The organism is Flavobacterium sp. NPDC079362 (assembly GCF_050267765.1).
In the GTDB taxonomy this organism is placed as follows: domain Bacteria; phylum Bacteroidota; class Bacteroidia; order Flavobacteriales; family Flavobacteriaceae; genus Flavobacterium; species Flavobacterium azizsancarii.
The window spans coordinates 114599-141580 of record NZ_JBNNFM010000007.1; the positions used below are offsets into that span (position 1 = coordinate 114599).

A 26982-nucleotide genomic window follows, 5' to 3' on the forward strand; every position below is an offset into this window, starting at 1 on the left:
GACTATAGTGATTATGAGAATTGGCAATTTTACAATCATCAGCAGATAATATCTACCAAATTAGACCTGATTATAGGTAGGAATTTATTAGGTTTTCAGTTTTTTTTGTTTATGATTTTATTGAATCTCTTTTCGGGTTTTATCGTATTTCTGATCAATTATTTTAGAAACAGGAAAAATAGGGAATTAGATTTTGTGGAAGAGGATTAATAGGAGCCCTCTTATTTTTTTAAGGTAATTTCGTGGTTTCCAAAACTTAAGGTTGTAAATTTCAGCTCTTGTTTCAGGAAAATTTATAGATTCCTTAAAAGTAAGATTTAGTTTATAAAATTAAACGTAGTATTATTTCGTTTTTATTTATATTTGACCAAACTAATAAAACTAAATTCATGTTTGTCATATTACCAATTATTATCATCTTTATATTTTTGTGGATATTTTATTACAATTCACTTATCGGAAAAAGAAATCAGGTAACGAATGCTTTTTCGGCAATCGATGTAATGCTGAAAAAACGTTTTGATCTAATCCCGAATTTGGTTGAAATTGTAAAACAATATACCAATTACGAACAAAGTACATTGACTAAAATTGTGGAGCTTCGTGCCAAAGCAACTTCCGGAGCGATTAGCGATACAGAAAAAGCCAGTCTTGATGCTGAATTGAGTACTACTGTAAGAGGTTTAATGGTAAATGTTGAGAATTATCCCGATCTAAAGGCGAACTCAAGCTTTACTAATTTGCAAACGACCTGGACAGAAAGCGAAGAACAAATTGCGGCAGCCAGAAGAACTTACAATGCTGTAGTTACAGATTTTAATAACGCTATTATGATGTTTCCAGGCAATTTATTTGCAGGAATGCTGAGTTATACTCCAATTCAAGTTTTGGCAACGGCAGAAGAAGAACGTAAAAATATTAGTGCAAAAGAACTTTTTAATAATTAATGGATTCAGAAATCACTAATAATCCAGCCTTACAAGAGATTTTGAATACATTAGAGGTCGACAGAAAAAAAATCGCGTCGACTTATACTGTTTGTTATACTGTATTTGGGATTGCGGTAGTACTTATCGTGGGCGGCCTACTTGTGGGAGCTGCTAGTGTTGCTTTTATATTAAGTTTGATTCCTATAATTGTTGGGATTGTAATGCTTTTTCAGATCGATGGTGATGCGCGAAAATACAAAGTCTCTTATAAAACGAATGTTGTGGCAACGGCATTAAAAAACATCAACGAAAGCCTCACTTTTATACCTCAAAGCGGACTTCCTGAAAATGAATTTATAAATTCGGATCTTTTTACAACAGAACCGGATCGCTATAAAACGCAGGATTTAATAACCGGAACTGTCGATAAAACTTCTTTCTCATTTGCCGAAGTGCATGCCGAATATAAAACCGAAACACAAACCAAAAATGGAACACGCACGGAATGGCATAACATCTTTAAAGGAATTATTTTTGTAGCTGATTTTAATAAAAATTTTACGGTTTCTACAGTCGTTCGTCCAAAAAGTTTTGGGAATACGGTTGGCGCATGGTTCTCTAAAAATGTTTTTAGTTTTGGAAATACCGAAATTGTACAGTTAGAAAATTCCGATTTTGATAATCAGTTTGTTACGTATTCGAGAAATCAAATCGAGGCAAGATATATCTTAACGCCCGCCATGATGGAAAGAATTCTGAACCTAAACAACAAATCCAAGGAAACAATTTCGATCTCGTTTATAAGTTCAAAAATGTATATCGCTTTCCCGTTAAGCACTAATTACTTCGAAGCGCCTATTCATACTTCGCTTTTAGTTCCTGATTTACTTACAGATGATCTTTCGATTGTTCAGTTTATGCATGATATTGTTCATGAGCTGGATTTGAATACCAGGATTTGGGGGAAGGAGTAGGGTAATTTATAAAAATCAAAATTCACAAAGTAAAGACACGGGATATTTTTGTTCTCTGAATATGGTAATATGATTGTCAAGGTCTATAAAAATTTTTTCAAATCGATCAAAAGAAGATTCGTATCCGTATCCAGCATCTCTTTTAAAACTCTCTTTTATTTTGAGTTTACCAACAATTTCAAACTTATTTTTGAACGAAATCATATCTCTATGAGTAACCAAACTATAAGAAAGTCCGAAGAAAAAATTGTCTCGATTCACATATTCCCAAATTTCATCAACGTTTGGCTGTTGTAGTAAAGTTGTTTTCCAGTCATAACCAGATCCAATTTTCTGTCCTGCAATAAAGCAAGATTTCAAATCCTCAACAGTTGGTTTATTTTTTCCTTTATAGGTTGTAGCAACTAAATCATACGTGCATTGTCCTCTATGTTGCGTTATTTTTGCACAGATTATGGCATAATAATTTTGGTCTGAAAGTTGAAACGTTAATAAGTCGTCAGGTTGAAAATAAAGGTTTTTAATTAATCTGTATTTTTTCCTTTTCCTAATTTTCAAATTGGGTTGACTAATCTTCTTTATAAGTTTATCAAGTTCTTTTTGTCTTTTTTTACCTTCGTTTGTATCACATTCCTCTGTCCATACTTTAACGCCGGCTTTTAATTCAATCACTCGTTTTACTTCTTCAATAATATCTTCTGTCATTTCTCCAATTTCCCAAAATGCAAGTGCGTAAGAAGTCACAAATATTTCGTGATAAAAATCGGTTTCCTTTCCGTAATCTTCTTTAATAAAAGGAATTTCTTTTTTAATGGTTTCAGTACTTGCATCACTATCATATAAATCCATTATTTGCTCGTAGGTATCTCGTGCTAAGTCTCCGTCAATTATTTTTATTCCGTCTGTTGCCATTTTATTTCAATAAATATTTAAAAATTGTAAGCTAATATAGTGCGTGTGTTTATGTGAAATTTAAATGTTTTCCTTGTTTTATTTGGATTTACCAATGAAATACTTTTCGATGCTGGCATTGTATCTTTTACTATTGTATTTTATAATAGGTTTATTTTTTCCATCAAAAATAACCATTGCTGTTCTTTTCTGAAGCTTTGTAATATCTATTAGATAGGTTTTATTGTTAGTTACAAATTTTAATTGTCGGGCATTTGTTCTTCCTATGAATCTATTATCAGTTGCTGGGCCATAATTATTGTAAAGAGAGTTTGCTACTTTCGTATGGATTTCAATTTTGTTTTTTGAAGCTGGAATTTTCTGATTTTCTACAAAAAAAACACCTCTTGAAGGTGAGGTTAGAGTAATACCGAACTCAGTTTTTGTATCTGGACTTACAAGTTTAATATACTTTGAAGAGCAAGCATTCATAACAATGATAATTACTAATGAGCAAATAGCAAGAGTTGTATTATTTTTTAAATTATTCATTTGTTTTAATGTTAATGTTTTTTTTATTTTATCTCTGTTTTTTATGAATAGTTTTACCAGACTTCAAAAGATCTAAGCAATTTATCAACTCATTTTTTTTTGTTCTGTTCATTCTTAATTTCTCTCATGCTTTTCTTTGTGCTATCATCAAATTTTATTATTTCGGATAACGATTTATTGTGATCAAAATTTAAAAAACCAGTTTGATCTACTTTTGTCAACTATAGAATACCATTCATTACTTATACCATGAGTATCTTCATATTCAGTCTGTCCTTTAGTTGGTAAAACAAATATAAGTTTATTCGTACTCTCTTTTAATGAATCTTTTTCGATATTATAAAAACTTATCTTATTTTTCTGACACCCTAATCTAAATAATCTAATTCACCATCACTATCAAAATCTGCAAAAACTCTTGCGTCATAGAAGCTATTATAAAAAAGCCAGAAACCTATTAGTTGATTTTGATCCATCTTAATTAGAAGATAACTAAAGATAGTTCCCATTCATATTAAAATTTCTATTTTCTAACCCTATCAAAATAAAATCATTTTTAGTGAAATGTAAATAACTAAAATTTACCTGCCTTAGTGCTTTCGCCATTTGATCTGGCGCGATGGTGTTGTTGAAAAAAGACATAAGCCTGAATTCGGCTTCTTTCGAAAGGTTTTTTGTACTCATAACTTGATATTTTTTTGAATGTAAAACCCATGTAAATAAGATGTTATATGTCTTTAAGAACATTATTGTTGATTACAATATACCATCATACCGCAAGGGCAAATTTATTTAATTCTCAATGTGAAGTTTAAGAACGGCAAATATAATAAAAAACAGATGTCTAAAAAGTTAAAAGAAGAAAAATACTGTTAAAATAGCACAGACTGAATCTGTCGATTCCAATAAATCTTCTGATAAAACCAAATGCCTAGCCTTGATAAAAGTGGAAATCCTTTTGCTTTTTCCTTTAAAAAGCAAAAGATTGAAACGGATAGCAGGAATAGCTTCGAATTAAAATTTTAATGAAAAAACAAATTCCCATTTTACCTGCTGAAATTCAGTTTTCATAAGCCTTTTCCCGATGCCTCGGAATCGCTCAGGTTGACAATTGGGTGTGTAAATTCTAAATTAGAACTCAGGAAAGCCAAAGAAAAGAAAATCTCTGAACCTTTGGCACTTTGCACCTCTGAACCTTAAAAAATAACTATTTTTGTAACTGAAAGAAAAGCCATAAATTCAGCGATAATGTCAATAAATAAGGAGTTAGAACAATTAGCAACGTCATTAGAAGGAACACTTTTATACGATGATCTTCATAAAACGCTTTATTCGACCGATGCTTCGGTGTACAGAATTCGACCAAAAGCGGTTTCTGTTCCTAAAACTATCGAAGATATCAGTAAAGTGATTCGGTTTGCGGCGCAGCATCATATTTCGATTACGCCCAGAACGGCAGGAACTTCACTTGCCGGACAAACGGTTGGTGACGGAATTGTGGTCGATGTTTCGAAAAACTTTACCAAAATCCTGAATTTCGACCCCATTAAAAAAACGGTTACAGTTCAGCCCGGTGTAATTCGTGATGAACTGAATTTATTTCTGAAACCACATGGCGTTTTTTTCGGACCTAACACTTCAACCACAAACCGTTGTATGATTGGCGGAATGGTGGGCAATAATTCTTCGGGAACGACTTCGATTCGTTATGGTGTGACGCGCGATAAAATTGTCGAAATCAAAGGACTTTTAAGCGATGGTTCTCAGGTGGTTTTTAACGAGTTGACTTCGGCGGAATTTATTGCAAAAACCAAAGGAGATACTTTAGAAAATAAAATATATAAAAGTCTTTATGAGGAACTTTCGAAAAAAGCAACGCAGGACGAAATTATCAAGGAGTTTCCAAAACCGGAAATTCACAGACGAAATACAGGTTATGCCGTTGATATTCTATTAAAATCGGATTTGTTTGGCGGAACTGAACCCACAATAAACGTAGGGAAATTACTTTGCGGAAGCGAGGGAACGCTGGTTTTTACAACCGAAATTACTTTAAAAGTTGATGATTTACCGCCAGCGAATAATATTATGGTCGTGGCGCATTATCATAGTATTCAGGAATCGCTGGAATCTGTCGTAGTAGCAATGAAACATCATTTGTATACTTGCGAAATGATCGACGATACAATTTTAGATTGTACAAAAACAAGTCGCGAACACATTAAAAACAGATTTTTTCTGGTTGGAGAACCTAAAGCGATTATGATGTTTGAAGTCGCTTCACATGATGCGGCAGATGCCGAAAATCAAGCAAATGCTTTAGTGGCCGATTTAGAAAAAAATAACTTTGGTTACGCGCTCGTAAAAATATACGGTGCTGATATTGATAAAGTAAACGAACTTAGAAAAGCCGGTCTCGGACTTTTAGGAAGTATTGTTGGCGATGACAAAGCAGCTGATTCTATTGAGGATACGGCAGTTCAATTGAGTGATTTACCTGCTTATATTGCAGAGTTTTCGGCCATGATGCTACGCCACGGACAAGACGCTATTTATTACGCACATGCCGGAGCGGGAGAACTGCACTTGCGTCCGGTTTTGAATTTAAAGAAAACATCAGATTTAAAACTCTTTAGAACCATTGCGACCGATGTGGCCATTTTGGTAAAGAAATACAGAGGTTCGCTAAGCGGTGAACACGGCGACGGAATTGTGCGCGGAGAATTTATTCCGTTTATGATTGGCGAAACCAATTATGAGTTGCTGAAAAGAATCAAATTGACGTTTGATCCGAATTCGGTTTTGAATATCGGGAAGATTGTCAACGCTTTAAAGATGGACGAAAACCATCGTGTGATTTCAGGCAGGACAGAACCGGATATAAAGACGTTTCAGGATTTCTCAGACAGTTTAGGGATTTTGCGTGCTGCCGAAAAATGTAACGGATCAGGAGATTGCAGAAAATTACCATCGGCAGGAGGATCAATGTGTCCGAGTTATCGTGCGACAAAAAACGAAAAAGAAACAACGCGTGCGAGAGCGAATGCGTTGCGTGAATATTTAACGTATTCTGAGAAAGAAAACAAATTCGATCAGAAGGAGTTATACGAAGTTTTTGAGTTGTGTGTGAGCTGTAAAGCTTGCGCAAGTGAATGTCCTAGTAATGTGGATGTTGCAACCTTAAAAGCAGAATTTTTATACCAATATCAAAAAGCAAACGGATTTTCGACCCGAAATAAGATTTTTGCACACAATGCAAAACTGAATAAAATGGGAAGTTTGTTTCCGTCGATTACGAATTTTATTTCGAATCAATCCCTGGTGAAGAAAAGTATGGGAATTGCACCGGAAAGACAAGTTCCGTTGCTAGCCAAAAAGACGTTTAAAAAATGGTATGAAAACCATAAGCCACAACAAAATAATTTCCCGAACGGACAAGTGTATTTGTTTAATGATGAATTTACGAATTATTACGATGTCAATATCGGAATCGATGCTTTCGAATTATTAACCAAATTGGGTTACGAAGTTTTGGTTGTAAATCACGAAGAAAGCGGAAGAACCTATTTGTCGAAAGGATTTCTGGAAGAAGCAAAGAAGATCGCGAATATCAATGTCAATATTTTCAAGGATTTAATTTCTGCGAAAGCACCTTTGATAGGTATAGAACCATCGGCAATTTTGACTTTTAGGGACGAATATTTACGTTTGGCAGATGATAAAGAAAGCGCTCAGAAAGTAGCACAAAGTGCTTTTACGATCGAAGAATTCTTTAAAAAAGAAATTATAGACGGTAAGATCAAACCTGATTCTTTTTCAGAAGAAAAGAAGGAAATCAAAATTCACGGGCATTGCCATCAGAAATCGTTGAGTTCGGTAGAAGCGACTTTCGCAATGCTGAATTTGCCAACGAATAATACGGTTACTATCTATAATTCGGGCTGTTGCGGAATGGCAGGATCATTTGGCTACGAAAAAGAACATTATCAGGTAAGTATGCAAATGGGAGAGGATGCCTTATTCCCTAAAGTCCGTGCTACTGCCGAAAACGTAAAAATCGCCGCCGCAGGAACGAGCTGCCGCCATCAAATTTTTGACGGAACGAGTAGGGAAGCACAGCATCCGGTAAGCATTTTAAGGAATTGCTTGCGTTGAGATAGTATGCCCACGGATGATACGGATTCACTACGTGAAAACGCGGATAAGCGCGGATTTTTATGTTTTATCTTAAGTTTTAGCCACTCATTAAAAAGATTCTTTCACGCAGTCCCGATAGCTATAGGGAGCGTGAGAAATAATTTGTGCTAATTTGTGAAATTTGTGGCAAAAAAATCTAAGTAAAGAAATGTTCAGCCAAAGACTATTAATATTAAAATGATTTTGTTGCGCGCAGTCCCGATAGCTATCGGGAGCAGATTATAGCAGATTTAATTTTAGATTTTTATTAAATAATCTGCGCTTATCTGCTTAAATCTTTTTAAATCTGCGAGAAATTTTTATTAAAAGAATCTATGGCTAATTTTTTCTCTCGCAGATTTATCAGATTTTTTTTGACAAAGATTAAAAAGAAACCGGCGTCAATCTGTTTTGTCCGTAAAATCCGTGGGCAAAAAAGCTCTCCGGGAATCTCTGTGAGATACCTCGCCTTATAGCAAGCTGGAAGCTGCTTCATCAACAAACCAGGTCAATTTTCCGTCGATAGGCTGTATCAATTGAGAAGGGTAGTTGTTCACCTCTTTTTGCTCGTCTTTAATTACGTGTTTTAGTGCTTCGGCCTTGTTTGCTCCAAAAACTAAAAATGCCACATTTAGCGCTTTATTGATTAACGGAGCTGTTAAGCTAATACGATGTGTATTTAATTTTTCTACAAATACTGATGCTACAGTAGCTTCTGTATCAGCAACCAAAGTAGTATGCGGGAAAATAGAAGCTGTGTGTGCATCATCTCCCATGCCTAAAAGAATTAAATCAAAAACAAGATCATTGTTGTCAAAATGTTTGTCGATTCTGCTTTTATAATCAGCGGCTGCGGCTTCAGGATCTAAAGTAGTATTGACATAAAAAATATGATTTTCGGATGTTTCTAAGATATCAAAAAAAGATCTTTTAGCCATTAAGCCGTTATAGTTTTCATCGTTTGCAGGAACAGTACGTTCGTCGCCAAAAAAGAAAAATACCTTGTTCCAGTCGATTTTGTTTCTGTATTCAGTAGCTAGAAAAGTATAAAGTGCTTTAGGTGAATTTCCTCCGGTAAGCACAAAATTAAAACGGTCGTTTTTTTCTATTGCTGTTTGTGCAATCTCAATAATGTAATTGGCTAAATCCAGCGTTAATTCTTCGGTTGTTTTGTATATACGTAAGTTCATGTTTTTTATTCTAAATAAGTAATAACGAAGCACAAATAATTTTTTAATTGATTTGTACTTCGTTCAATTACGTTTGTATTATTCTTTTTCTTTTAATGGTAGATTAAACCAATGAAAACCATCTCTGGCAATCAATGCTTCAGCTTTTTCAGGTCCCCAGCTGTCAGCTTGATAATTAGGGAAGTTAATCGATTTTTTGCCTTCCCACGAGTTCAGGATTGGCATCACCAATTCCCAGGCAGCTTCTACCTGATCGCCACGCATAAATAACGTTTGATCGCCCATTATGGCATCTAGCAGCAATGTTTCGTAAGCTTCCGGACTGTCATTTTTATAAGTGCCTTTATAATCAAAAATCATGTCTACAGGATTTAGGACCATATTCAGCCCCGGTCTTTTAGCCAATACTTGCATTCGAATACTCATCTCTGGCTGAATACTGATTATTAATCGGTTTTGCTGCCAGTTTTCGGTCGCGCTTCCGGAAAAAATCTGATGAGGTACGTCCTTAAATTGAATAGTGATTAAAGACGAAGTTTGGTTTAAACGTTTTCCTGTTCTTAAATAGAAAGGAACGCCTTGCCATCTCCAGTTGTCGATATGAAATTTAGCCGCTGCAAAAGTTTCTGTATTAGATTCCGGGTCAACACTTTTTTCCTGGCGATATCCAAGTACTTCTTTGCCCTCGACCCAACCTTTGCTATATTGTCCTCTTACGGTGTTAAAACGAATGTCTTCCTGAGAAAACGGACGAACAGCTTTTAGAACTTCTACTTTACGATTTCTAATTTCAGTCGCATCAAAACTTATAGGAGCTTCCATTCCAACTAAACAAAGCAATTGCAAAAGGTGATTTTGAATCATGTCTCTTAATGCTCCGGCTCCTTCATAATAGCCACCGCGATCTTGTACGCCCAATTGTTCCGTTACCGAAATTTGGACATGATCAATATATTGCCTGTTCCATAAAGGCTCAAACATAGCATTTGCAAAACGGAAGGCCATCATGTTTTGCACTGTTTCTTTTCCTAAATAGTGATCGATACGATAGATTTGCTTTTCAGTAAAAATGCTGCTTAACAGCGAGTTTAAATCTTTTGCAGTTTCTAAATCGTAGCCAAAAGGCTTTTCGATTATAATTCGGCTATTATCTTCGTCTTCAGTTAATTTGTATTTTTTTAAGCTTTCGGCAATTACAGGAAAAAAACTAGGTGCTACAGCTAAGTAAAAAATTACCTGTGTATCTTCTCCATATTCCTGTTGGTATTTTTCGATACAGGCTTTTAAATTTTCAAAAGTTTGAGGCTGATCAAAATCCGTTGCACAATAATGTAAGGTATTACCAAAACGATCCCATTTTTCCTTGACTTTTCCGGTGCGCGAGAATGCGCAAACAGCGTCTTCCAGTGCATCTTTATAGCCTTGATCAGTATATTCTGTTCTCCCTGTGCCAATGATAGCAAATTGATCAGGCATATAACCTTCGATAAACAAATTATAAAGTGCCGGCGCTAATTTTCTTTTATTTAAATCACCTGTTCCTCCAAAAATTACAAAAATAGTGGGGTTTAACTTGGCTTTAGTTTTCATATTTATATTGTGATTCGTGTATTAAAACATTGATGCTGGTTAATTCCATTTCGCATGAAAAACACCTTCTTTATCAATGCGTTCAAAAGTATGAGCTCCAAAGAAATCTCTCTGTGCCTGAATTAAGTTCGAAGGCATTCGGGCACTTGTAATAGTGTCAAAATAAGTAAGAGTCGAAGCAAAAGCAGGAATACCAACACCAGAAGTTACACAAGCAGCAACTGTTTTGCGAGTACCTGCCAAAGTAGATTTGATGATTTCCTGAATACCGGCATCTCCAAACAAATGTTCTAATGTGTTGTTTTTATCATAAGCCTGATAAATATTTTCTAAGAATTTGGCTCTAATGATACATCCTCCACGCCAAATTTTAGCAATTTCGTTTAATTTCAATTCGTACTTGTATTCTTTAGAAGCTTGTACAAGCAAATGCAAACCTTGTGCATAAGCAGAAATCATCGAAAAATAGAATGCATTTTCAAGATCCTCAAGCGAAATATCAATTTTAGAATCTTTTTTGCCAAAAGCATCTTCCAGAGAAACTCTCAGTGCCTTGTATTTAGATAAATCACGATTGGTAACAGCTTCATTAATGGTAGGGACAGGCAATTGCAGTTCCATCGAAACCTCTGAAGTCCATTTTCCAGTACCTTTTGATCTCGCTTCATCTTTTATCATGTCCAGAAGGTCGTTTGGTGTTTCGGTATCTTTAACAGGGAAAATATCTGTTGTAATTTCTAATAAAAAAGATTGAAGCCTTCCTTCATTCCATTTCTTAAATACATTGTGAATTTCCTGATTCGAGTATCCCAAACCATTTTTAAGAATTCCGTACGTTTCGGCAAGAAGCTGCATGATTGCATATTCAATTCCATTATGCACCATTTTTACAAAATGTCCGGATGCACCAGGACCAATATAAGTTACACACGGATCGTTGTTTACTTTTGCAGCAATGGCTTCAAAAATATCTTTCATGACATTGTAGGCATTTTTGTCTCCACCAGGCATCATACTAGGACCAAATCGCGCACCTTCTTCACCACCGGAAATACCCATACCAAAGAAATGTAAACCATCATTTTCTAGTTCTGCAACTCTTCGGTTCGTATCGCTAAAATGAGAGTTCCCACTATCGATAATGATATCGCCTTTGCTCAAAAGCGGTTTAAGTTCAGCTATAACACTATCAACAATTGGTCCGGCAGGCACTAATAAAATTAGCGTGCGGGGTGTTTGCAGACTGTCAATAAAGTTTTCGATATTATCAAATCCTTCCAAGTTATGATTCTTACCTTCCTCTTCAAGTTTCGTAATCATTTTTTGGTCTTTATCATACCCTGTAACAGAAAAACCTTTGTCTGCCATATTCAATAAAAGGTTTCGGCCCATTGTGCCTAATCCAATCATTCCTAATTTATATTTTTTAGAATCGTTATTTGCCATTTTTTATACATTTAGAACATCAAAAATAAGGTTTAAAATTTATATTATTAAGGATTAGTCCTGATTTCGAATTAAGGATCCGGTATTTTAGCTTTGAGGTTATTCAGATAAATTAAGTTATAAAGAAAAATCCTTAATTATGTTGTTTAAATTTAATTTTATCAGAATAACTAAAGAGAAAACAAAATGGTTTTATATATTTGAAATCAGGATAATTTTTGCATTATTTGCAAAATAAAACAGCAAACACCGATTTAAATTAATTTAAAAGCAAAACCATATATGGCATTATCAGGTTTATTCCGTAAAAAAACGGTACAAGATATTCTGAAGCAAGTTGCAAAAAACGAAGCAGATGGTCATAATGCATTAGGAAAACATTTAACCACGAGAGATTTAACTGCGTTTGGAATTGCTGCAATTGTGGGAGCAGGAATTTTTAGTACCATCGGAAAAGCCAGTGCTGATGGTGGACCGGCGGTAATTTTCTTGTTTTTATTTACTGCTTTAGCCTGTAGTTTTGCTGCTTTTGCTTACGCCGAATTTGCCTCAATGGTTCCGGTTTCAGGAAGTGCTTATACGTACTCTTATGTAGCTTTTGGAGAAATAGTTGCCTGGATAATTGGTTGGGCTTTAATCATGGAATATGCTGTAGGAAATATAACCGTTGCCATATCGTGGAGTGATTATTTTACAGGACTGCTCCAGAGTGGCGGAATTCATCTCCCGCAATGGATCCAGATGGATTATCTAACGGCTTCAAACGGATTTAAAGATGCCACGGCTTTAATGCAGGGCGGAAAATCATATGAGAATTTAGGCAGGGGATTACAGGAAGCTTATACGGCCTGGACAACATCACCAACGATTGGATCTTTCCATTTTGTTGCTGATTTACCGGCATTGTTTATCATTATTTTGATTACAGCGTTGGTTTACAGAGGAATGAAAGAGTCCCGTAATGCCAGTAACTTAATGGTTGTAGTAAAACTTTGCGTAGTGCTTTTAGTAATTGCAGTGGGTGTATTTTATGTAGATACAGCAAATTGGGATCCGTTTGCACCAAATGGGGTTAGTGGAGTTTTAAAAGGAGTTTCGGCTGTTTTCTTTGCTTATATTGGTTTTGATGCAATCTCGACAACTGCCGAAGAATGTAAAAATCCACAACGTGATCTACCACGCGGAATGATGTGGGCGATTATCATTTGTACTATATTATATATCGCCATAGCCTTGGTTCTGACCGGAATGGTAAATTATAACGAACTAAATGTTGGAGATCCTCTGGCGTTTGTTTTCGATAAATTAAACTTAAAATGGATGTCCGGAATTATAGCCGTAAGTGCTGTAGTTGCAATGGCAAGCGTTTTGTTGGTTTTCCAGATGGGTCAGCCCCGTATCTGGATGAGTATGAGCCGTGATGGTTTATTGCCAAAGAAATTTTCTACCGTGCACCCAAAATTCAAAACACCATCATTTGCTACTGTTGTAACAGGTTTTGTGGTGGCAGTTCCAGCTTTGTTTTTGAATTTGACAATGGTAACAGATTTATGCAGTATCGGAACTTTATTTGCCTTTGTCTTGGTTTGCGCCGGAGTTTTGGTTTTACAGGATAAAAAAGATATCCCGAGAGGAAAATTCAAAACACCTTATGTGAATTCAAAATATATTTTGCCAGTTTTTATGATTGTCGGACTGTATTATGCTTTCAATTTCAATACTAAAGCAACAATGGCTTTTATTAATAATGAAGAGCAGACTTATGACGCAACGACAATTATCACATCATTAAATAAAGAAGAATCAACCAAAGTTTTCAATTATTTAGAAAGTATCGATCTTCATAATAAAACTGCACAAACCGCAGATTTAGAGCATTTATTAAGCCAGTATCAAGACGATGATGCTAAATATGCTGCCGTTGTAAAAGGATTGCCAGTCAGTGATTCTCTAAAATACGAATCAGGATTCAGCTTATTCAAACACAAAATCCCAATGTGGATATTTTTAGTAGTTTTAGTTGGATTAGCAGTTTGGGCCTTTAGAAAAAACTTGTCTTTAATTCCGTTATTAGGTCTTATCTGTTGTCTGTATATGATGGCTGAATTAAGCGTCTGGAATTGGATCTACTTTACCATCTGGTTATTAATAGGATTGATTATTTACTTTACGTACAGTAGAAAAAACAGTAAGCTGAATACGATTGAAATATAATTAACTATAAATTATAAATAGAAATCCGCTCTGAAAATAATCTCGGAACGCTACAAACACGAATTTTATCAATTGTCAGTACTAACTAGTTTGTGAAATAAATTTTACAAACTAGTTTTACGCAATTAAACTTGGTGCTAAGACGTGAAATTCGTGTTCATAACAGATTTATAATACTTCCATAATTAGTTCAGAACGACTTTTTTTATCAATATATTCTTATGTTTTTCTAAAAGGTTTTCTTAAGTTTGAGGATTGTAATTTTTAAATTCTAAACGAATGAGTTTTCTTAAAAATATTCTGGGTAAAAAAGATACTCCGATAAATTCTAGTAGCGATTTTTGGAATTGGTTTCTAAAAAATGAAAAAGAGTTTTTTAAAATTGTTCAAAGCCGTAAAAACATAAATACAGATTTCTTTGATAAACTTGCTCCAAAGTTAAATGAAGTGCACTCTGGGATTTATTTCCTGACGGGTATGTTTGACGATCAGACTGTCGAATTAATTTTAACACCGGATGGGGCAATTAAAAATATTTACGTAATTGAAGAGTTGGTAAATAATGCTCCGCAAATTAAAGGCTGGAAATTTACAGCTCTTAAACCGGCATCAAATATTAAAGACGTTAGTATTAATTATGAAGATTATGAATTTAAGAAAGAAAATTTAAAATTTTATCCTAATCTCGATAAAAACTATCCGGACGAAATTGATCTTACAATTATTTACGATCATTTTACAGAAGAAAAAAAAGGAATACTAGCGAATGGAATTTATATTTTTCTGGATAATTACCTGGGCGAATTGCATTCAGTTACTTTGATAGATAATATGAGAGTAATTGGCAACAATGAAGTTGCTGAGGAGCTGATTCCAATCGAAAAATTAAAAAATTATTTAATTTGGAGAGAAAAAGAGTTCATCGAAAAATACGAAGGCACAAGGCATAATACAGAACATGATGGTTACGCAAGTTTTGAAGGGAAAACAAAAGAGGGTGGAATTGTTTTGGCAGTAATCAATACAACTCTTTTGCAATGGGATAAAAAAGCATCCCATCCCTGGATTTTGATAGTTGGAATTCCGTATGAGGAAACTGACGAAAGTGGTTTGCCGGATAATGAAACTTACAAACGATTGGATGAAATTGAAGATGAAATAACGTTAAGTTTAACTGATGCAGATGGCTATCTAAATGTTGGACGCGAAACAGCAAATAACAAACGAGAGATCTTTTTTGCCTGTAAAGATTTTCGAAAACCTCCTAAAGTTTTAGATGCATTAATAAAAAAACACAATAAAACGTTTGAAATAAATTACGAAATTTATAAAGATAAATATTGGAAATCCTTTAGGCATTACGAACCAAAATAAAGTAAAAATCCGTTCTGATAGATTTCAGAACGGATTTTTTGTTTTGCTACAGATAAAAAAGGTTTTTTTTTCACGCAGATCTTGCAGATTTCAGCACATTTAATGTAGATAGTAATAAATAAGACCTGTTTATATCTGCCTAAATCTTTCAAAATCTGCGTGAAAAAACTTTAGTGCAACACTGCGAGCCTCTGTGAACCAAGGCTACAATATGCCAAGCTCCACCATACAAGCCTTCATCATTTCATAAGTACGCTCAATATCGTTATCCAACCCAATAGAGAAACGAATCAAACCGTCCGTTAATCCCATTTCGTGTTGTTCTTCTAACGGAATCTCACTAGACGTCGAAGTTCCGGGAGCACTAAATAGTGTTTTGTAGAATCCTAAACTTACAGCGAGATAACCTAGATTTCTGGCTTGCATCAATTCCATTAGTTCATTCGCTTTTGCCAGAGTTCCAACATCAATTGTCAGCATTCCGCCAAAACCATATTCCGGATTGATCATCGTTTTGTAAAGTTCATGGCTTGGGTGACTTTTCAGTCCCGGATAAACTGTTTTGAGTCCGTCTTTTTCGAATTTATCCGCCAGGACATGAGCATTATGACTGTGTTGTTTGATACGGATATGTAAAGTACGAAGGTTTTTCATCACAGAAGCTGATCGCAAACTGTCCATTGTTGGACCCAAAAGCATACTTGCTCCCGAGTTTACATTTTTAAGCGAATTGATGAATTCTTTCGATGCGCAGGTCACGCCGCCAACTGTATCGCTGCTTCCGTTGATGTATTTGGTCAAACTATGAATCACGATATCGGCGCCTAATTTTGCCGGAGAAACAGACAAAGGCGAAAACGTATTATCGACCACCAATTTCAAATTATGCTTTTTAGCAATTTTGGACAAACCTGCAATATCAGCAACTTCTAATAACGGATTACTCACCGTCTCGCAATACAAAACTTTCGTTTTTGGCGTAATTGCAGCCTCTACAACATCAAGTTTTGTAATGTCTACAAAGCTTGTTTCGATCCCGAATCTAGGAGTGAAATTCTTCAAAAAAGCATAAGTTCCGCCATAAATTGTTCTGCTCGAAACAATGTGATCGCTCGTACCACACAACTGCAACAGAGTAGGTGTAATCGCGCCCATTCCCGAAGCCGAAACATTTGCCGTTTCCGTTCCTTCCATTGCCGCCAAAGCCTGATCTAAGTATAAATTGCTTGGAGACGAATGACGTGAATACAAATAGCAGCCCTCCATATTCCCCTCGAAAGTGTCGAACATCGTTTTAGCCGAAAGAAACGTATATGTCGAAGAATCAGAAATAGAAGGGTTTACACCGCCAAATTCACCAAAGTATTGCAAATCCTGAATTTTATCTGCTGGATTAAAGTTTTTCATTTTTAGTTAGTTTCAAGTTTTTATTTGTTTTAAGTTTTAGGTTTCAAGTTGTTGGAACCGATTATCAAATTTTAATTTTTAACCATTTTCATTGGAATTCAAAATTTGGAATTTGATTTGTCATCCTGAGCGAAGTCGAAGGAAGGAACTATTCCTGCTATCCGTTTCAATCTTTTGTGCCGAGCCCCGGCACAAAAGGATTTCCACTTCTATCAGGGCTAATACATTCGTATTCAAAAGAAATTCTATTCAAAATAAGGACTATTTAGAAAATTAATCAATTGAGTAAGTAATAATTAGAATTTAAAACTATAAAAAGTAATTTTTAAAGATTTTTAATCTAAATTTGATAAAGAAAGTCTAACGCAGTAGATTTTCTATCTTTTCGTAACAAACTATCAACCAAAAACCATCAACTATAATGACTTTAGACGCCAACGATAAAAAACTCTTAGTCTTACTACAGACCGACAGTAAAAAGACCACCAAAGAATTATCTTTAAAACTGAATCTGTCAGTAACTGCAGTTTACGAACGCATCAAAAAGCTAGAGCGCGAAGGAATCATCAAAAACTACGTAGCATTAGTAGACAAAACCAAAATCGACAAAGGATTTGTCGTTTTCTGCCACTTAAAACTCATTCAGCATACCAAAGAGTTCCTCACCAAATTCGAAAGCGAAGTGATCAAACTCAACGAAGTTTTAGAATGCCATCACGTAAGCGGCGATTATGATTATATCCTGAAAGTATTAGTAAAAGATATGGAAGAATACAGAGAATTTCTGGTAACCAAATTGACTTCGCTACAGCATATTGGCAGCACGCAAAGTATGTTTATGATTAGCGAGGTAAAGAATTCGACGGTGATTTTTTGAGGAAGGTTCAGAGAGGCAAAGGGACGAAGGTTTTTCTCATCATTTTTGTCATCCTGAGGAACGAAGGATCACATGAGATATTCCGCAAACAGAATCGCCAATCTTTGCCGAGCCCCATATGTGATCCTTCGTTCCTCTGGATGACAAGTTTATGTATAAGCTTTGCGACTATGTGACTTCTAAGTTTTTTTAAAACTGCTTTATCTGTAAAATCTGCATGAAACATTCTTTTTCATTTTCAAAATCAAAAAGAAAATTTAAAAAATTTGCGTCTCTTCACGAGACTAAAAAACAACAACTTTGCGAGCTTTCGCGTAACTCTTCGCGAACTTCGCGGTAAAAAAAACTTTGTACCTTCGAGACTTCGTGGTAAAAAAACAAAACTTCTTAGCAAAACCCTCCACCCAAAATTTCACACAAAAAACATTGAGATTTAAACTTTAAACAAAACTTTATTCCTTAATTTTGTATCGCTAAAAATAAAATAGACAAACTATGAGTTCATTTGACGTAGTCATTATAGGTTCAGGTCCTGGAGGATATGTATCAGCAATTCGTTGCGCACAATTAGGTTTCAAAACTGCGATTGTAGAAAAATATAATTCATTAGGCGGAACTTGCCTTAACGTAGGTTGTATTCCTTCAAAAGCATTATTATCATCTTCTCATCATTATGCAGAAATTGCACATTTTGCAGATCACGGAATCGAAGTTTCGGGTGAAGTAAAAGTCAATTTAGAGAAAATGATTGCTCGTAAACAAGCAGTTGTAGATCAAACCGTAGGTGGAATCAACTACCTAATGGATAAAAATAAAATTACTGTTTTCAACGGTTTAGGATCTTTCGTAGACGCAACGCACATTGCAGTTGCAAAAGCTGACGGAACTTCTGAAACTATCGAAACAAAATATGCTGTAATCGCTACAGGTTCAAAACCATCTTCTTTGCCATTTATCAAAATTGATAAAGAAAGAATTATCACTTCTACTGAAGCATTGGCTTTAAAAGAAGTGCCAAAACACTTAGTAATTATTGGTGGTGGAGTTATCGGAATCGAGCTTGGACAAGTTTACTTGCGTTTAGGAGCACAAGTTTCTGTAGTAGAATTCATGGACAGAATCATTCCCGGAATGGATAGTTCTTTGTCTAAGGAATTGACTAAAGTATTGAAAAAACAAGGAATGAAATTCTACGTTTCTCACAAAGTAAAATCAGTAGAAAGAAACGGTGATGCTGTTGTCGTTCAGGCTGAAAATGCAAAAGGAGAAACAATCACTTTAGAAGGAGATTATTCATTAGTTTCTGTTGGTCGTCGTCCGTACACAGACGGATTAAATGCTGACAAAGCAGGAGTTAAAATTTCAGACAGAGGACAAGTAGAAGTAAACGATCATTTACAAACTAACGTTCCTAATATTTATGCAATTGGTGATGTTGTTCGTGGAGCAATGTTAGCACACAAAGCAGAAGAAGAAGGAACTATGGTTGCTGAAATCTTAGCAGGTCAAAAACCACATATCGATTATAACTTAATTCCTGGTGTAGTTTATACCTGGCCGGAAGTTGCTGCAGTTGGACAAACAGAAGAGCAGGTTAAAGCTTCTGGAACTGAATACAAAGTAGGAAGTTTTCCTTTTAAAGCTTTAGGTCGTGCAAGAGCAAGTGGAGATTTAGACGGATTCGTAAAAATCATTGCTGATGCTAAAACAGATGAGGTTTTAGGAGTTCACATGATTGGAGCCCGTACTGCAGATTTAATTGCTGAAGCGGTTACTGCTATGGAATTCAAAGCTTCTGCTGAAGATATTTCAAGAATGAGTCATGCACATCCAACTTTTGCTGAAGCAGTAAAAGAAGCAGCATTAGCGGCTACAGATAATAGAGCATTACACGTATAATTTACGTTAAATCATAATTTTAAAAAACCTCTAATTCCGAAGTTTTGGAATTAGCGGTTTTTTTATTCTTTTACGATTTTAAAAATATAGTAGGTTTCTTTGTTTTTAGTATAAAGACTATACGTTTCATTTTCTTCATCGTATATTTTATAGAGGTATTTATCGCCTTTAATACTTAAATTTCCCCTTGAGATATTATTGCTTTCAATGAATTCCAGTTCAAATTCGCAATTGCCTTTTTTTCGATAATGAAGTTTTGAAAAAGTATTATCAGAAAATTGCTCAGTCCACAAATTATCCTTTAAAGTTACTGCTACCTTATTGCCATCGTTCTCGATATAATAATATTTTGAAGTCTTGTCGAATTGATTACACTTTGCCTTCGCTATTTTCTCGACAGGTTTTTCCTCTTGCATAGACCAGGTCCTTTCTTCTGCCTTATTAGGAAAAAGTGCTACAAATTCATTACAGTTTTTTTGTAATCTATAGAATATAAGTTCAAAAGCTTTTTTTTGAACCAGACTATCATTAAACTTTGCTAAATAAGGCGTAATGTGGGAATTGTTTATAGTATTGATTCTGATTTCATTATTCAGGTTTTTATTCTGAATCAATGATTTACATATTTCAGTAGTTAATGAATCAACAGATTGTATCGATTGAGCGTTAGAAAAATAATAAAAAGATAAGAAAGCTAATAAGATATATTTTTTCATTTAATGGAGTTGTTGATTGATTAAATATATAATTTTCAGCAGAAAATCTTCTTTCTTAAAACCAATAAAGTTGTAAATGTTATTTTAAATTGTGTAAAATAAATGCTTTACGGTATTTGTAGCTTTATACAAAAATAGATCGTTATGAAAAATAGATATATAGCTCCCGTTTTAGTTGGAGCAGGAATAGCTCTCGCACTTTATTCTTGTGGTACTACAATTCCCAAAAATGCAAAAGCAGTTACTAATTTTGACAAATCGAAATATTTAGGAAAGTGGTACGAAATTGCCAGACTTGATTTTAAATATGAAAAAGGACTGAATAATGTTACAGCCGAATATTCTCTCAATGATAACGGAACAATCAAAGTTGATAATAAAGGTTATGACGAAAAAAAAGAAAAATGGGAGCAAAGTATAGGTAAAGCTAAGTTTGCTAAAAGCGATAATGTCGGAATGCTGAAAGTTTCCTTCTTTGGTCCATTTTATGCCGGATATAATGTGATTGCTGTTGAAGACAACTATAAATATGCACTTGTTGCCGGCGAAAATTTAAAATACTTGTGGATACTTTCCAGAGAAACGACAATCCCCGAAAGTATAAAAGCAGATTTTCTAATTAAAGCCAGAGAAATAGGATATGAAATCTCAGATTTAGTTTGGGTAAAACATGATAAAGCAAATTAATGAAAACGGATTACTGTTAAATGCCGTGACACGATAAATTAATAAAGATTATAAACGTTGAATCTTTATTAAATAAGAAGCCCGATGCTCAAAAAGTATCGGGCTTCCGTATTTTTAAGTACAAATAAGTTATCTCGTAAAAACAGTTTTATAATTATCCCAATATCTGTAAATCAAAAATAAATTAGCAAGAAAGAGCAATGCCGCAATTGGCAAACCTTCAGGAGTCAGAAAATAATTGATAAACAAGATATTTACCGTTATCGGTAAGATCAAAATATTAGCTAACGTTACGTAGCGGCCAGTTACAAAAGCAATTCCGCAAAGCAATTCGATTGATTTCGCTAAAGGCATTAAATAAGTAGAGGCCAGTAAACCAGTATTAAAAGCTTTAAAGTCATCATTTGTAGCTGGTTCTGCAGGCATCAAATGAAAGAAAAAACTAATAGAGGCAAAAAGAAATAAAAGGCCAATTAAAACGCGGACAATAATAGTAGCAATTTTCATAATACTTAGGATTTTTAGATACGTTAAAAAAGTATAATTATTTTTTGAAAAGTGATATAATCTAAATCCTCAATTGAAATGGTATTTGATTTTTAAGGCTTTTTTATTGAGAATTTTACAATCTATTCAACCTATTTTAGGATTAATACAATGCTATATCAAATATAACGAATTTTTACTTACTAAATTGCTGTTTTTTTAACACTTTTGCTATTTCTTTATGTATTTCTTGTAAAGGATAAATCCACCTGCGCCAATCAAAATAAAGGGCCATAAATTAATAAGAAATACAAAGATGGATTCAGGAAAATACGGCGACTTTTAGGCAATTAATAATTTTTGACTATTCTTTTATCGAGGGATTTTTTTTGTCGTAATTTTGGAATCTAAAATTTATTTATTTTTGAGAGTTTCCATTCATAAACATATTGCAAATCCAGAGCACTTGAAGCAACAACTATTAAGCTGGTCGCAACAATTTCGCGAAGTAGTTTTTTTAGACAGCAATTCGTATCCGCAAGAATATTCCAGTTTTGATTGTATGTTAGCTGTAGATGCTTTTACTTCGTTAAAAACTGATTTCCATAATGCCTTCGACGATTTAAAACAATATCAGCAAACGACTAAAGACTGGCTTTTTGGTTATCTTTCTTATGATTTGAAGAATAATGTCGAAGAGTTAAAATCAAGTAATTTTGATGGATTAGATTTTCCTGATTTGTTTTTCTTTCAGCCAAAAAAAATAATGGTATTGAAAGGAAATCAGCTGGAAATTAAATATTTATTCCTTTGCGATGATGAGGTCGAAGATGATTTTGATGAGATTGTTCAAAATGAATTTAATACTTTCGAAACACTGAGTAAAGTCGATGTACAGCAAAGAATTTCGAAAGAATCGTATGTCGAAAAAGTAAGCGCAATGCTCAGACATATTCATAAAGGAGATATGTATGAAGCCAATTTTTGCATGGAGTTTTTTGCAGAAAATGCAATCATAAATCCGCTGGAGAAATTTCAAAAATTAAATGCAATTTCACAAGCCCCGTTTTCTGCATTTTTTAAAAATAATAAACAATTTTTGCTTTCAGCGTCTCCGGAACGTTATCTGAAAAAAGTAGGAGAGACTCTGATTTCACAACCCATAAAAGGAACATCAAAGCGGTTTTCTGACCCAATTGAAGATGAAAAATCAAAACAATTTTTAGCATCAGATTCGAAAGAACGCGCTGAAAATATTATGATTACAGACCTGGTTCGGAATGATTTGTCTCACACCGCACAAAAAGGTTCTGTAGAAGTGGTTGAGCTTTGCAAAATCTATTCGTTTTTGCAGGTACATCAAATGATTTCTACGATAACTTCAAAGTTAGATCCTCAATATTCGCCTATTGATGTTTTAAAAACAACTTTTCCAATGGGTAGCATGACAGGAGCACCGAAGATTTCGGTAATGAAAATTATCGAAAATCTCGAAGAAACTAAACGCGGTTTATACAGCGGAGCTATTGGCTATTTTACACCCGAAGGCGATTTTGATTTTAATGTCGTAATCAGAAGTATTTTGTACAATCAGGAAAATAAATACGTTTCGTTTTCAGTAGGGAGCGCCATTACAGCACAATCAATCCCTGAAAAAGAATACGAAGAATGTTTGCTGAAGGCTAAGGCGATGCATGAAGTTTTGCAGTAAGTTTTTTAAAAAAAAAGTTAGCCACGAATTACACTAATTAGCGCGAATTTTTTATTAGCTTAATGTAATTTAATTAGTGAAAATTTGTGCAATTCGTAGCGAAAAAGTATAGCCACAGATTAAAGGATTATAATGATTTTGTTTCACGCAGATTCTGCAGATTTAAGCAGATTTGAAAAGATTTTTATTAAAACTGATTTGCGTGAATCTGCTGAAATCTTTTTTAATCTGCGTTAAAAAATAATTCGTGCAATTCATGGCAAAAAAAATAGAGCAATAGTAAAATTAGTGGCAAAAAATACACGCTTAACATTTCATTTAAAAATAGAACGAATTTAATTTTTTACATTTATCAAATGTTTTCAAAATTTCAAAATCATATCGTTTCAAGGTTTCCATTTTTGGAAGATAAAAAACTATTTCTGGCCGTTAGCGGAGGTTTAGACAGTATGGTCCTATTGCATTTAATAAAGCAATTGCCGTATGAAATTGCCGTCTTGCATTGCAATTTTCAACTGCGCGGATTAGAAAGTTTTGGTGATCAAAGTTTTATTCAGGATTATTGTGATCAGAATAATATTTCTGTATTTATTACTCAATTTGATACTGAAGCTTTTGCGAAAGATTATAAATTGTCGACACAAGTTGCAGCACGTGAATTACGTTATAGTTGGTTTTATGAACTTTTAGAAACCGAAAATTTCGATTATATCTTAACTGCACATCATGCTGACGATAATCTCGAAACTTTTATCATTAACTTAACCCGTGGAACAGGATTGGAAGGATTGATAGGGATTCCGGAAGAGAACGATAGGATTATTCGTCCGTTATTGCCATTTTCCAGAGATGAAATCCTGAAATATGCTGAAGAGAATGGTATTGAGTGGCGAGAAGACAGCAGTAATGCGTCGAATAAATATCTTAGAAATAAGATTCGTCATGATTTGGTTCCAATGCTGAAAGAAATCAATCCTAACTTTTTGAATGCTTTTCAGAAAACACAATCGTATTTGCAGGAATCGCAGGTAATGGTCGAAGATGCTTCGATTATGATTTACCAGCAAGTAGCTAAAGAAGAAGGGGATGATATTCATTTCGACTTGAAGCAGCTTAAAAAATTACCCAATTATAAATCGTATTTGTACCAATGGCTGAATGAATTTGGTTTTTTGGCATGGAACGATATTTATGATTTGGTCGACGGACAATCAGGTAAACAAGTGCTTTCATCTGAATTTCGCTTATTAAAAAATAGAAATACTTTGATTTTAAGCCCAATTTCTGAAATGTCAGAAAAGGAAGAATTTGAAATTACTGCAAACGATAAAGAAGTTAATTTTCCCTTAAAATTAAAGCTTTGTAACGTAAGTCACATAGCAATAGAGGCAAATAAAGCTATATTTGTCGACGCTGAAAAAATCCAATTTCCCTTGATTTTACGTAAATGGAAGGAGGGGGATGTTTTTTATCCTTTTGGAATGGAGGGGAAGTCTAAAAAAGTGAGTAAACTTTTTAAAGATGAAAAATTATCCCTGATCGAAAAAGAAAAAATATGGATTCTGTGTTCTGATAATCAGATTGTATGGGTTATTGGAATCAGACAGGACGATCGTTTTAGAATTGAAAATGCCACAAATCGAATACTTAAAATAGAATTAGAATCATGAACTTTAATCAACATCATCAAGCAATAATGTCAAAAAATATCTGGAATAAAACTATTGTGTTTTTCTTGTTTTTTTTGTTCGCTTTTTCAAAAGGTAATGCTCAAATCCTGGAGCCGGTAAAATGGACTTCAAAAATTGAAAAGAAAGAAGGTAATAATGCTGTTTTAATTTTCGACGGAACGATTGAAAAAGACTGGCATATGTATTCGCAATTTACACCTGATGGTGGACCGCTTGCGTTAGAAATTACATTTCAAAATCAAAAAGGAAATTATAATTTAGTTGGAAAAGCTAAAGAAGGAAAAACAAGAACCGCTTTTAATGATGTTTTTGGGGTTAATGAAACTTTTTTTGAAGGTAAGGCACATATCGAACAGGAAATTACTATTATCAATCCTAATTTAAAAACGGTTGATGTTGAATTTGATTTTCAGGTTTGTAAAGAAGTTTGTATCAATTCAAATAAAAAGTTCTCAATTGCTATTCCATCAACTTTTAAAATGGATGCGGTTGCTGCCGTAACTGAATCGAAATTAGACGAAACAAAAGTTCCGGCTTTAGTTGTGGATACAGCAAAAACTGTCGTAAATAATGCTAAAACTGAAACAGGAAAAGCAGCAGTTACTGAAACTCCTGCAAAAGAAGATATGCCTGAGCAGGCTCCTGCAAGAAGTTTATGGACGATCTTTTTTATCGCTTTTATTTCAGGATTTGCAGCGTTGTTAACACCTTGCGTTTTCCCGATGATCCCAATGACGGTAAGTTTCTTCACGAAACAAAGTAAAAGCAGGGCAAAAGGAATTCGTAATGCTGTAATTTACGGTTTCTCTATTATTGCTATTTATGTTATTTTAGGATTAATTGTTACTAAAATATTTGGTGCAGATGCATTGAATGCGTTGTCTACAGATGTTTGGTTTAACTTGATCTTCTTTGTGATATTGATCATTTTTGCAACTTCATTTTTGGGTGCCTTCGAAATTATGCTTCCAAATTCATGGGGAAATAAAGTAGATCAGCAAGCTGACAGAGGCGGAATAATCGGAATATTGTTCATGGCTTTGGCTTTGGCAATTGTGTCATTCTCTTGTACAGGACCAATCGTTGGGACTTTATTGGTTGAAGCTGCTTCAAACGGTGGAATTGCTCCGGTTGTTGGAATGTTAGGATTTTCGTTAGCATTAGCATTGCCTTTTATGTTGTTTGCTATGTTTCCGGGCTGGTTGAATTCGCTGCCAAAATCAGGAGGATGGCTGAATACTGTCAAAGTAGTTTTAGGGTTCCTGGAATTGGCTTTAGCATTTAAATTTTTATCAAATGCTGATTTAGTTTTACAATTGCATTTATTAGAGAGAGAAGTTTTCCTAGCAATCTGGATCGCTATTTTTGGAGCATTGACGTTGTACTTATTCGGGAAAATTTCATTGCCGCATGATAGTCCGTTACAGCATATTTCTGTAGGCAGATTGTATTTAGGATTACTTACTCTTGTGTTTACAGTATATTTAATTCCGGGACTTTGGGGAGCACCATTGAAGTTAATTAGTGCTTTTCCGCCACCGCCACAATATAGCGAAAGCCCGTTTGGAGTAGGAGGTTCGTCTAATTCAAATGTTAGTGCAGAATCTATAAAAGGTTTTCCTGACGGAGCAGAACTAGGTCCTCATGGTATTATGGTTTTTCATGATTACGAAGATGGTGTTGCCTATGCAAAATCAATCAACAAACCAATTATGCTTGATTTTACAGGTTATGCTTGTGTGAATTGCAGAAAAATGGAAAACAACGTTTGGTCTGAACCAATGATATTGCCAATCTTAAAAAATGATGTTGTTCTGATTTCTCTTTATGTAGATGATAAACGTGAGTTGCCAGAAGAGCAACAATTTGTAACAGCTGCAGGAGATAAAATCATAACGGTTGGTGATAAATGGACTGATTTTATGATTTCAAAATATAAAACCAATACACAGCCTTTGTATATCATAACAGATTTAGAAGGAAATAATTTAAACAGTTCAAAACCTACTATTAGTTATGTAAATGCTGAAGAATACTTACATTGGCTAAAAGAAGGAATTGGGAATTTTAAGTAGAGAATAAAGAGAATAGAATAAAGATTATAGATGAGAGAGATTGTCGAATTGATAGAATAGAATAAGGGCAATCTAACAAGAAAATATAGAGAATAAA

The 26982-nt window shown here is 34.4% G+C and carries 21 protein-coding genes; 11 read left to right on the forward strand and 10 right to left on the reverse strand.

Annotated elements, in window-relative coordinates; translation table 11 throughout:
* The first annotated feature begins 389 nt into the window (after window positions 1–389).
* Both ACQKCJ_RS09070 and ACQKCJ_RS09075 read left to right on the forward strand, forming a co-directional pair.
* On the forward strand, window positions 390–947 hold the full coding sequence (locus tag ACQKCJ_RS09070; RefSeq protein WP_271335504.1) for a LemA family protein: 558 nt from the start codon (window positions 390–392) through the stop codon (window positions 945–947).
* Window positions 947–1903: a DUF3137 domain-containing protein gene (locus ACQKCJ_RS09075; protein ID WP_271335503.1), complete on the forward strand. Its 957-nt coding sequence runs from the start codon at window positions 947–949 to the stop codon at window positions 1901–1903. The genes ACQKCJ_RS09070 and ACQKCJ_RS09075 overlap by 1 nt, the downstream gene beginning before the upstream one ends.
* 15 nt (window positions 1904–1918) lie before the next feature.
* Here the strand turns inward: ACQKCJ_RS09075 and ACQKCJ_RS09080 are convergent, their stop codons facing one another.
* From ACQKCJ_RS09080 to ACQKCJ_RS09095, 4 genes are all read right to left on the reverse strand, one after another.
* Window positions 1919–2815: a hypothetical protein gene (locus tag ACQKCJ_RS09080; RefSeq protein WP_427401878.1), complete on the reverse strand. Its 897-nt coding sequence runs from the start codon at window positions 2813–2815 to the stop codon at window positions 1919–1921.
* 78 nt (window positions 2816–2893) lie between these two features.
* Window positions 2894–3346 (reverse strand): hypothetical protein, encoded by a 453-nt coding sequence (locus tag ACQKCJ_RS09085; protein WP_427401879.1) that lies wholly within the window; start codon window positions 3344–3346, stop codon window positions 2894–2896.
* A 368-nt stretch (window positions 3347–3714) separates the two neighbouring features.
* On the reverse strand, window positions 3715–3855 hold the full coding sequence (locus tag ACQKCJ_RS09090) for a hypothetical protein (RefSeq protein ID WP_427401880.1): 141 nt from the start codon (window positions 3853–3855) through the stop codon (window positions 3715–3717).
* A gap of 65 nt (window positions 3856–3920) precedes the next feature.
* Window positions 3921–4061 carry a hypothetical protein gene (locus tag ACQKCJ_RS09095; protein ID WP_427401881.1) on the reverse strand — a complete coding sequence of 47 codons (141 nt, stop codon included), beginning with the start codon at window positions 4059–4061 and terminating at the stop codon, window positions 3921–3923.
* 533 nt (window positions 4062–4594) lie between these two features.
* Between ACQKCJ_RS09095 and ACQKCJ_RS09100 the strand changes: the two genes are divergently transcribed.
* The gene (locus tag ACQKCJ_RS09100; protein WP_427401882.1) at window positions 4595–7501 is read left to right on the forward strand and encodes an FAD-binding and (Fe-S)-binding domain-containing protein; all 2907 of its coding nucleotides are present in this window, start codon (window positions 4595–4597) and stop codon (window positions 7499–7501) included.
* 491 nt (window positions 7502–7992) lie between these two features.
* Here the strand turns inward: ACQKCJ_RS09100 and pgl are convergent, their stop codons facing one another.
* The 3 genes from pgl to gndA all read right to left on the reverse strand — a co-directional run bounded on the left by pgl (window position 7993) and on the right by gndA (window position 11748).
* Window positions 7993–8712: a 6-phosphogluconolactonase gene (pgl, locus tag ACQKCJ_RS09105; RefSeq protein WP_271335496.1), complete on the reverse strand. Its 720-nt coding sequence runs from the start codon at window positions 8710–8712 to the stop codon at window positions 7993–7995.
* A gap of 78 nt (window positions 8713–8790) precedes the next feature.
* Window positions 8791–10302 (reverse strand): glucose-6-phosphate dehydrogenase, encoded by a 1512-nt coding sequence (zwf, locus tag ACQKCJ_RS09110; RefSeq protein ID WP_427401883.1) that lies wholly within the window; start codon window positions 10300–10302, stop codon window positions 8791–8793.
* Window positions 10303–10341: 39 nt separating this feature from the next.
* Window positions 10342–11748, reverse strand: a complete 1407-nt coding sequence (gndA, locus tag ACQKCJ_RS09115) for an NADP-dependent phosphogluconate dehydrogenase (RefSeq protein WP_271335494.1) — start codon at window positions 11746–11748, stop codon at window positions 10342–10344.
* A gap of 282 nt (window positions 11749–12030) precedes the next feature.
* On the opposite strand from gndA, the gene ACQKCJ_RS09120 reads away from it, so the two are divergent.
* Window positions 12031–13962, forward strand: coding sequence for an amino acid permease (locus ACQKCJ_RS09120; protein ID WP_271335493.1), 1932 nt, complete (start codon window positions 12031–12033; stop codon window positions 13960–13962).
* Between the two features lie 279 nt (window positions 13963–14241).
* Window positions 14242–15336 (forward strand): DUF695 domain-containing protein, encoded by a 1095-nt coding sequence (locus ACQKCJ_RS09125; RefSeq protein ID WP_427401884.1) that lies wholly within the window; start codon window positions 14242–14244, stop codon window positions 15334–15336.
* A gap of 204 nt (window positions 15337–15540) precedes the next feature.
* Here ACQKCJ_RS09125 and ACQKCJ_RS09130 read toward each other — a convergent pair whose 3' ends face one another.
* Window positions 15541–16743: an aminotransferase class I/II-fold pyridoxal phosphate-dependent enzyme gene (locus tag ACQKCJ_RS09130; protein ID WP_271335491.1), complete on the reverse strand. Its 1203-nt coding sequence runs from the start codon at window positions 16741–16743 to the stop codon at window positions 15541–15543.
* Between the two features lie 421 nt (window positions 16744–17164).
* Between ACQKCJ_RS09130 and ACQKCJ_RS09135 the strand changes: the two genes are divergently transcribed.
* Together ACQKCJ_RS09135 and lpdA are read left to right on the forward strand one after the other, a co-directional pair.
* The gene (locus ACQKCJ_RS09135) at window positions 17165–17620 is read left to right on the forward strand and encodes an Lrp/AsnC family transcriptional regulator (RefSeq protein WP_427401885.1); all 456 of its coding nucleotides are present in this window, start codon (window positions 17165–17167) and stop codon (window positions 17618–17620) included.
* Window positions 17621–18115: 495 nt separating this feature from the next.
* On the forward strand, window positions 18116–19519 hold the full coding sequence (lpdA, locus tag ACQKCJ_RS09140) for a dihydrolipoyl dehydrogenase (protein ID WP_427401886.1): 1404 nt from the start codon (window positions 18116–18118) through the stop codon (window positions 19517–19519).
* Between the two features lie 62 nt (window positions 19520–19581).
* Here lpdA and ACQKCJ_RS09145 read toward each other — a convergent pair whose 3' ends face one another.
* Window positions 19582–20235, reverse strand: coding sequence for a hypothetical protein (locus ACQKCJ_RS09145; protein ID WP_271335488.1), 654 nt, complete (start codon window positions 20233–20235; stop codon window positions 19582–19584).
* Window positions 20236–20379: 144 nt separating this feature from the next.
* Here ACQKCJ_RS09145 and ACQKCJ_RS09150 point away from each other — a divergent pair, with 144 nt between their 5' ends.
* Window positions 20380–20922, forward strand: coding sequence for a lipocalin family protein (locus tag ACQKCJ_RS09150; protein ID WP_271335487.1), 543 nt, complete (start codon window positions 20380–20382; stop codon window positions 20920–20922).
* Window positions 20923–21051: 129 nt separating this feature from the next.
* Here ACQKCJ_RS09150 and ACQKCJ_RS09155 read toward each other — a convergent pair whose 3' ends face one another.
* Window positions 21052–21429, reverse strand: coding sequence for a DoxX family membrane protein (locus ACQKCJ_RS09155; protein WP_271335486.1), 378 nt, complete (start codon window positions 21427–21429; stop codon window positions 21052–21054).
* Between the two features lie 403 nt (window positions 21430–21832).
* On the opposite strand from ACQKCJ_RS09155, the gene ACQKCJ_RS09160 reads away from it, so the two are divergent.
* The 3 genes from ACQKCJ_RS09160 (at window position 21833) to ACQKCJ_RS09170 (ending at window position 26885) form a co-directional block, all read left to right on the forward strand.
* Window positions 21833–23119, forward strand: a complete 1287-nt coding sequence (locus ACQKCJ_RS09160) for an anthranilate synthase component I family protein (RefSeq protein WP_271335484.1) — start codon at window positions 21833–21835, stop codon at window positions 23117–23119.
* Window positions 23120–23475: 356 nt separating this feature from the next.
* Window positions 23476–24789, forward strand: a complete 1314-nt coding sequence (gene tilS / locus ACQKCJ_RS09165; RefSeq protein ID WP_427401887.1) for a tRNA lysidine(34) synthetase TilS — start codon at window positions 23476–23478, stop codon at window positions 24787–24789.
* Complete coding sequence (locus ACQKCJ_RS09170; RefSeq protein ID WP_427401888.1) at window positions 24786–26885, forward strand: cytochrome c biogenesis protein CcdA; 2100 nt, start codon at window positions 24786–24788, stop codon at window positions 26883–26885. Before tilS ends, ACQKCJ_RS09170 begins: the two co-directional genes overlap by 4 nt.
* The last annotated feature ends 97 nt before the right edge of the window (window positions 26886–26982 follow it).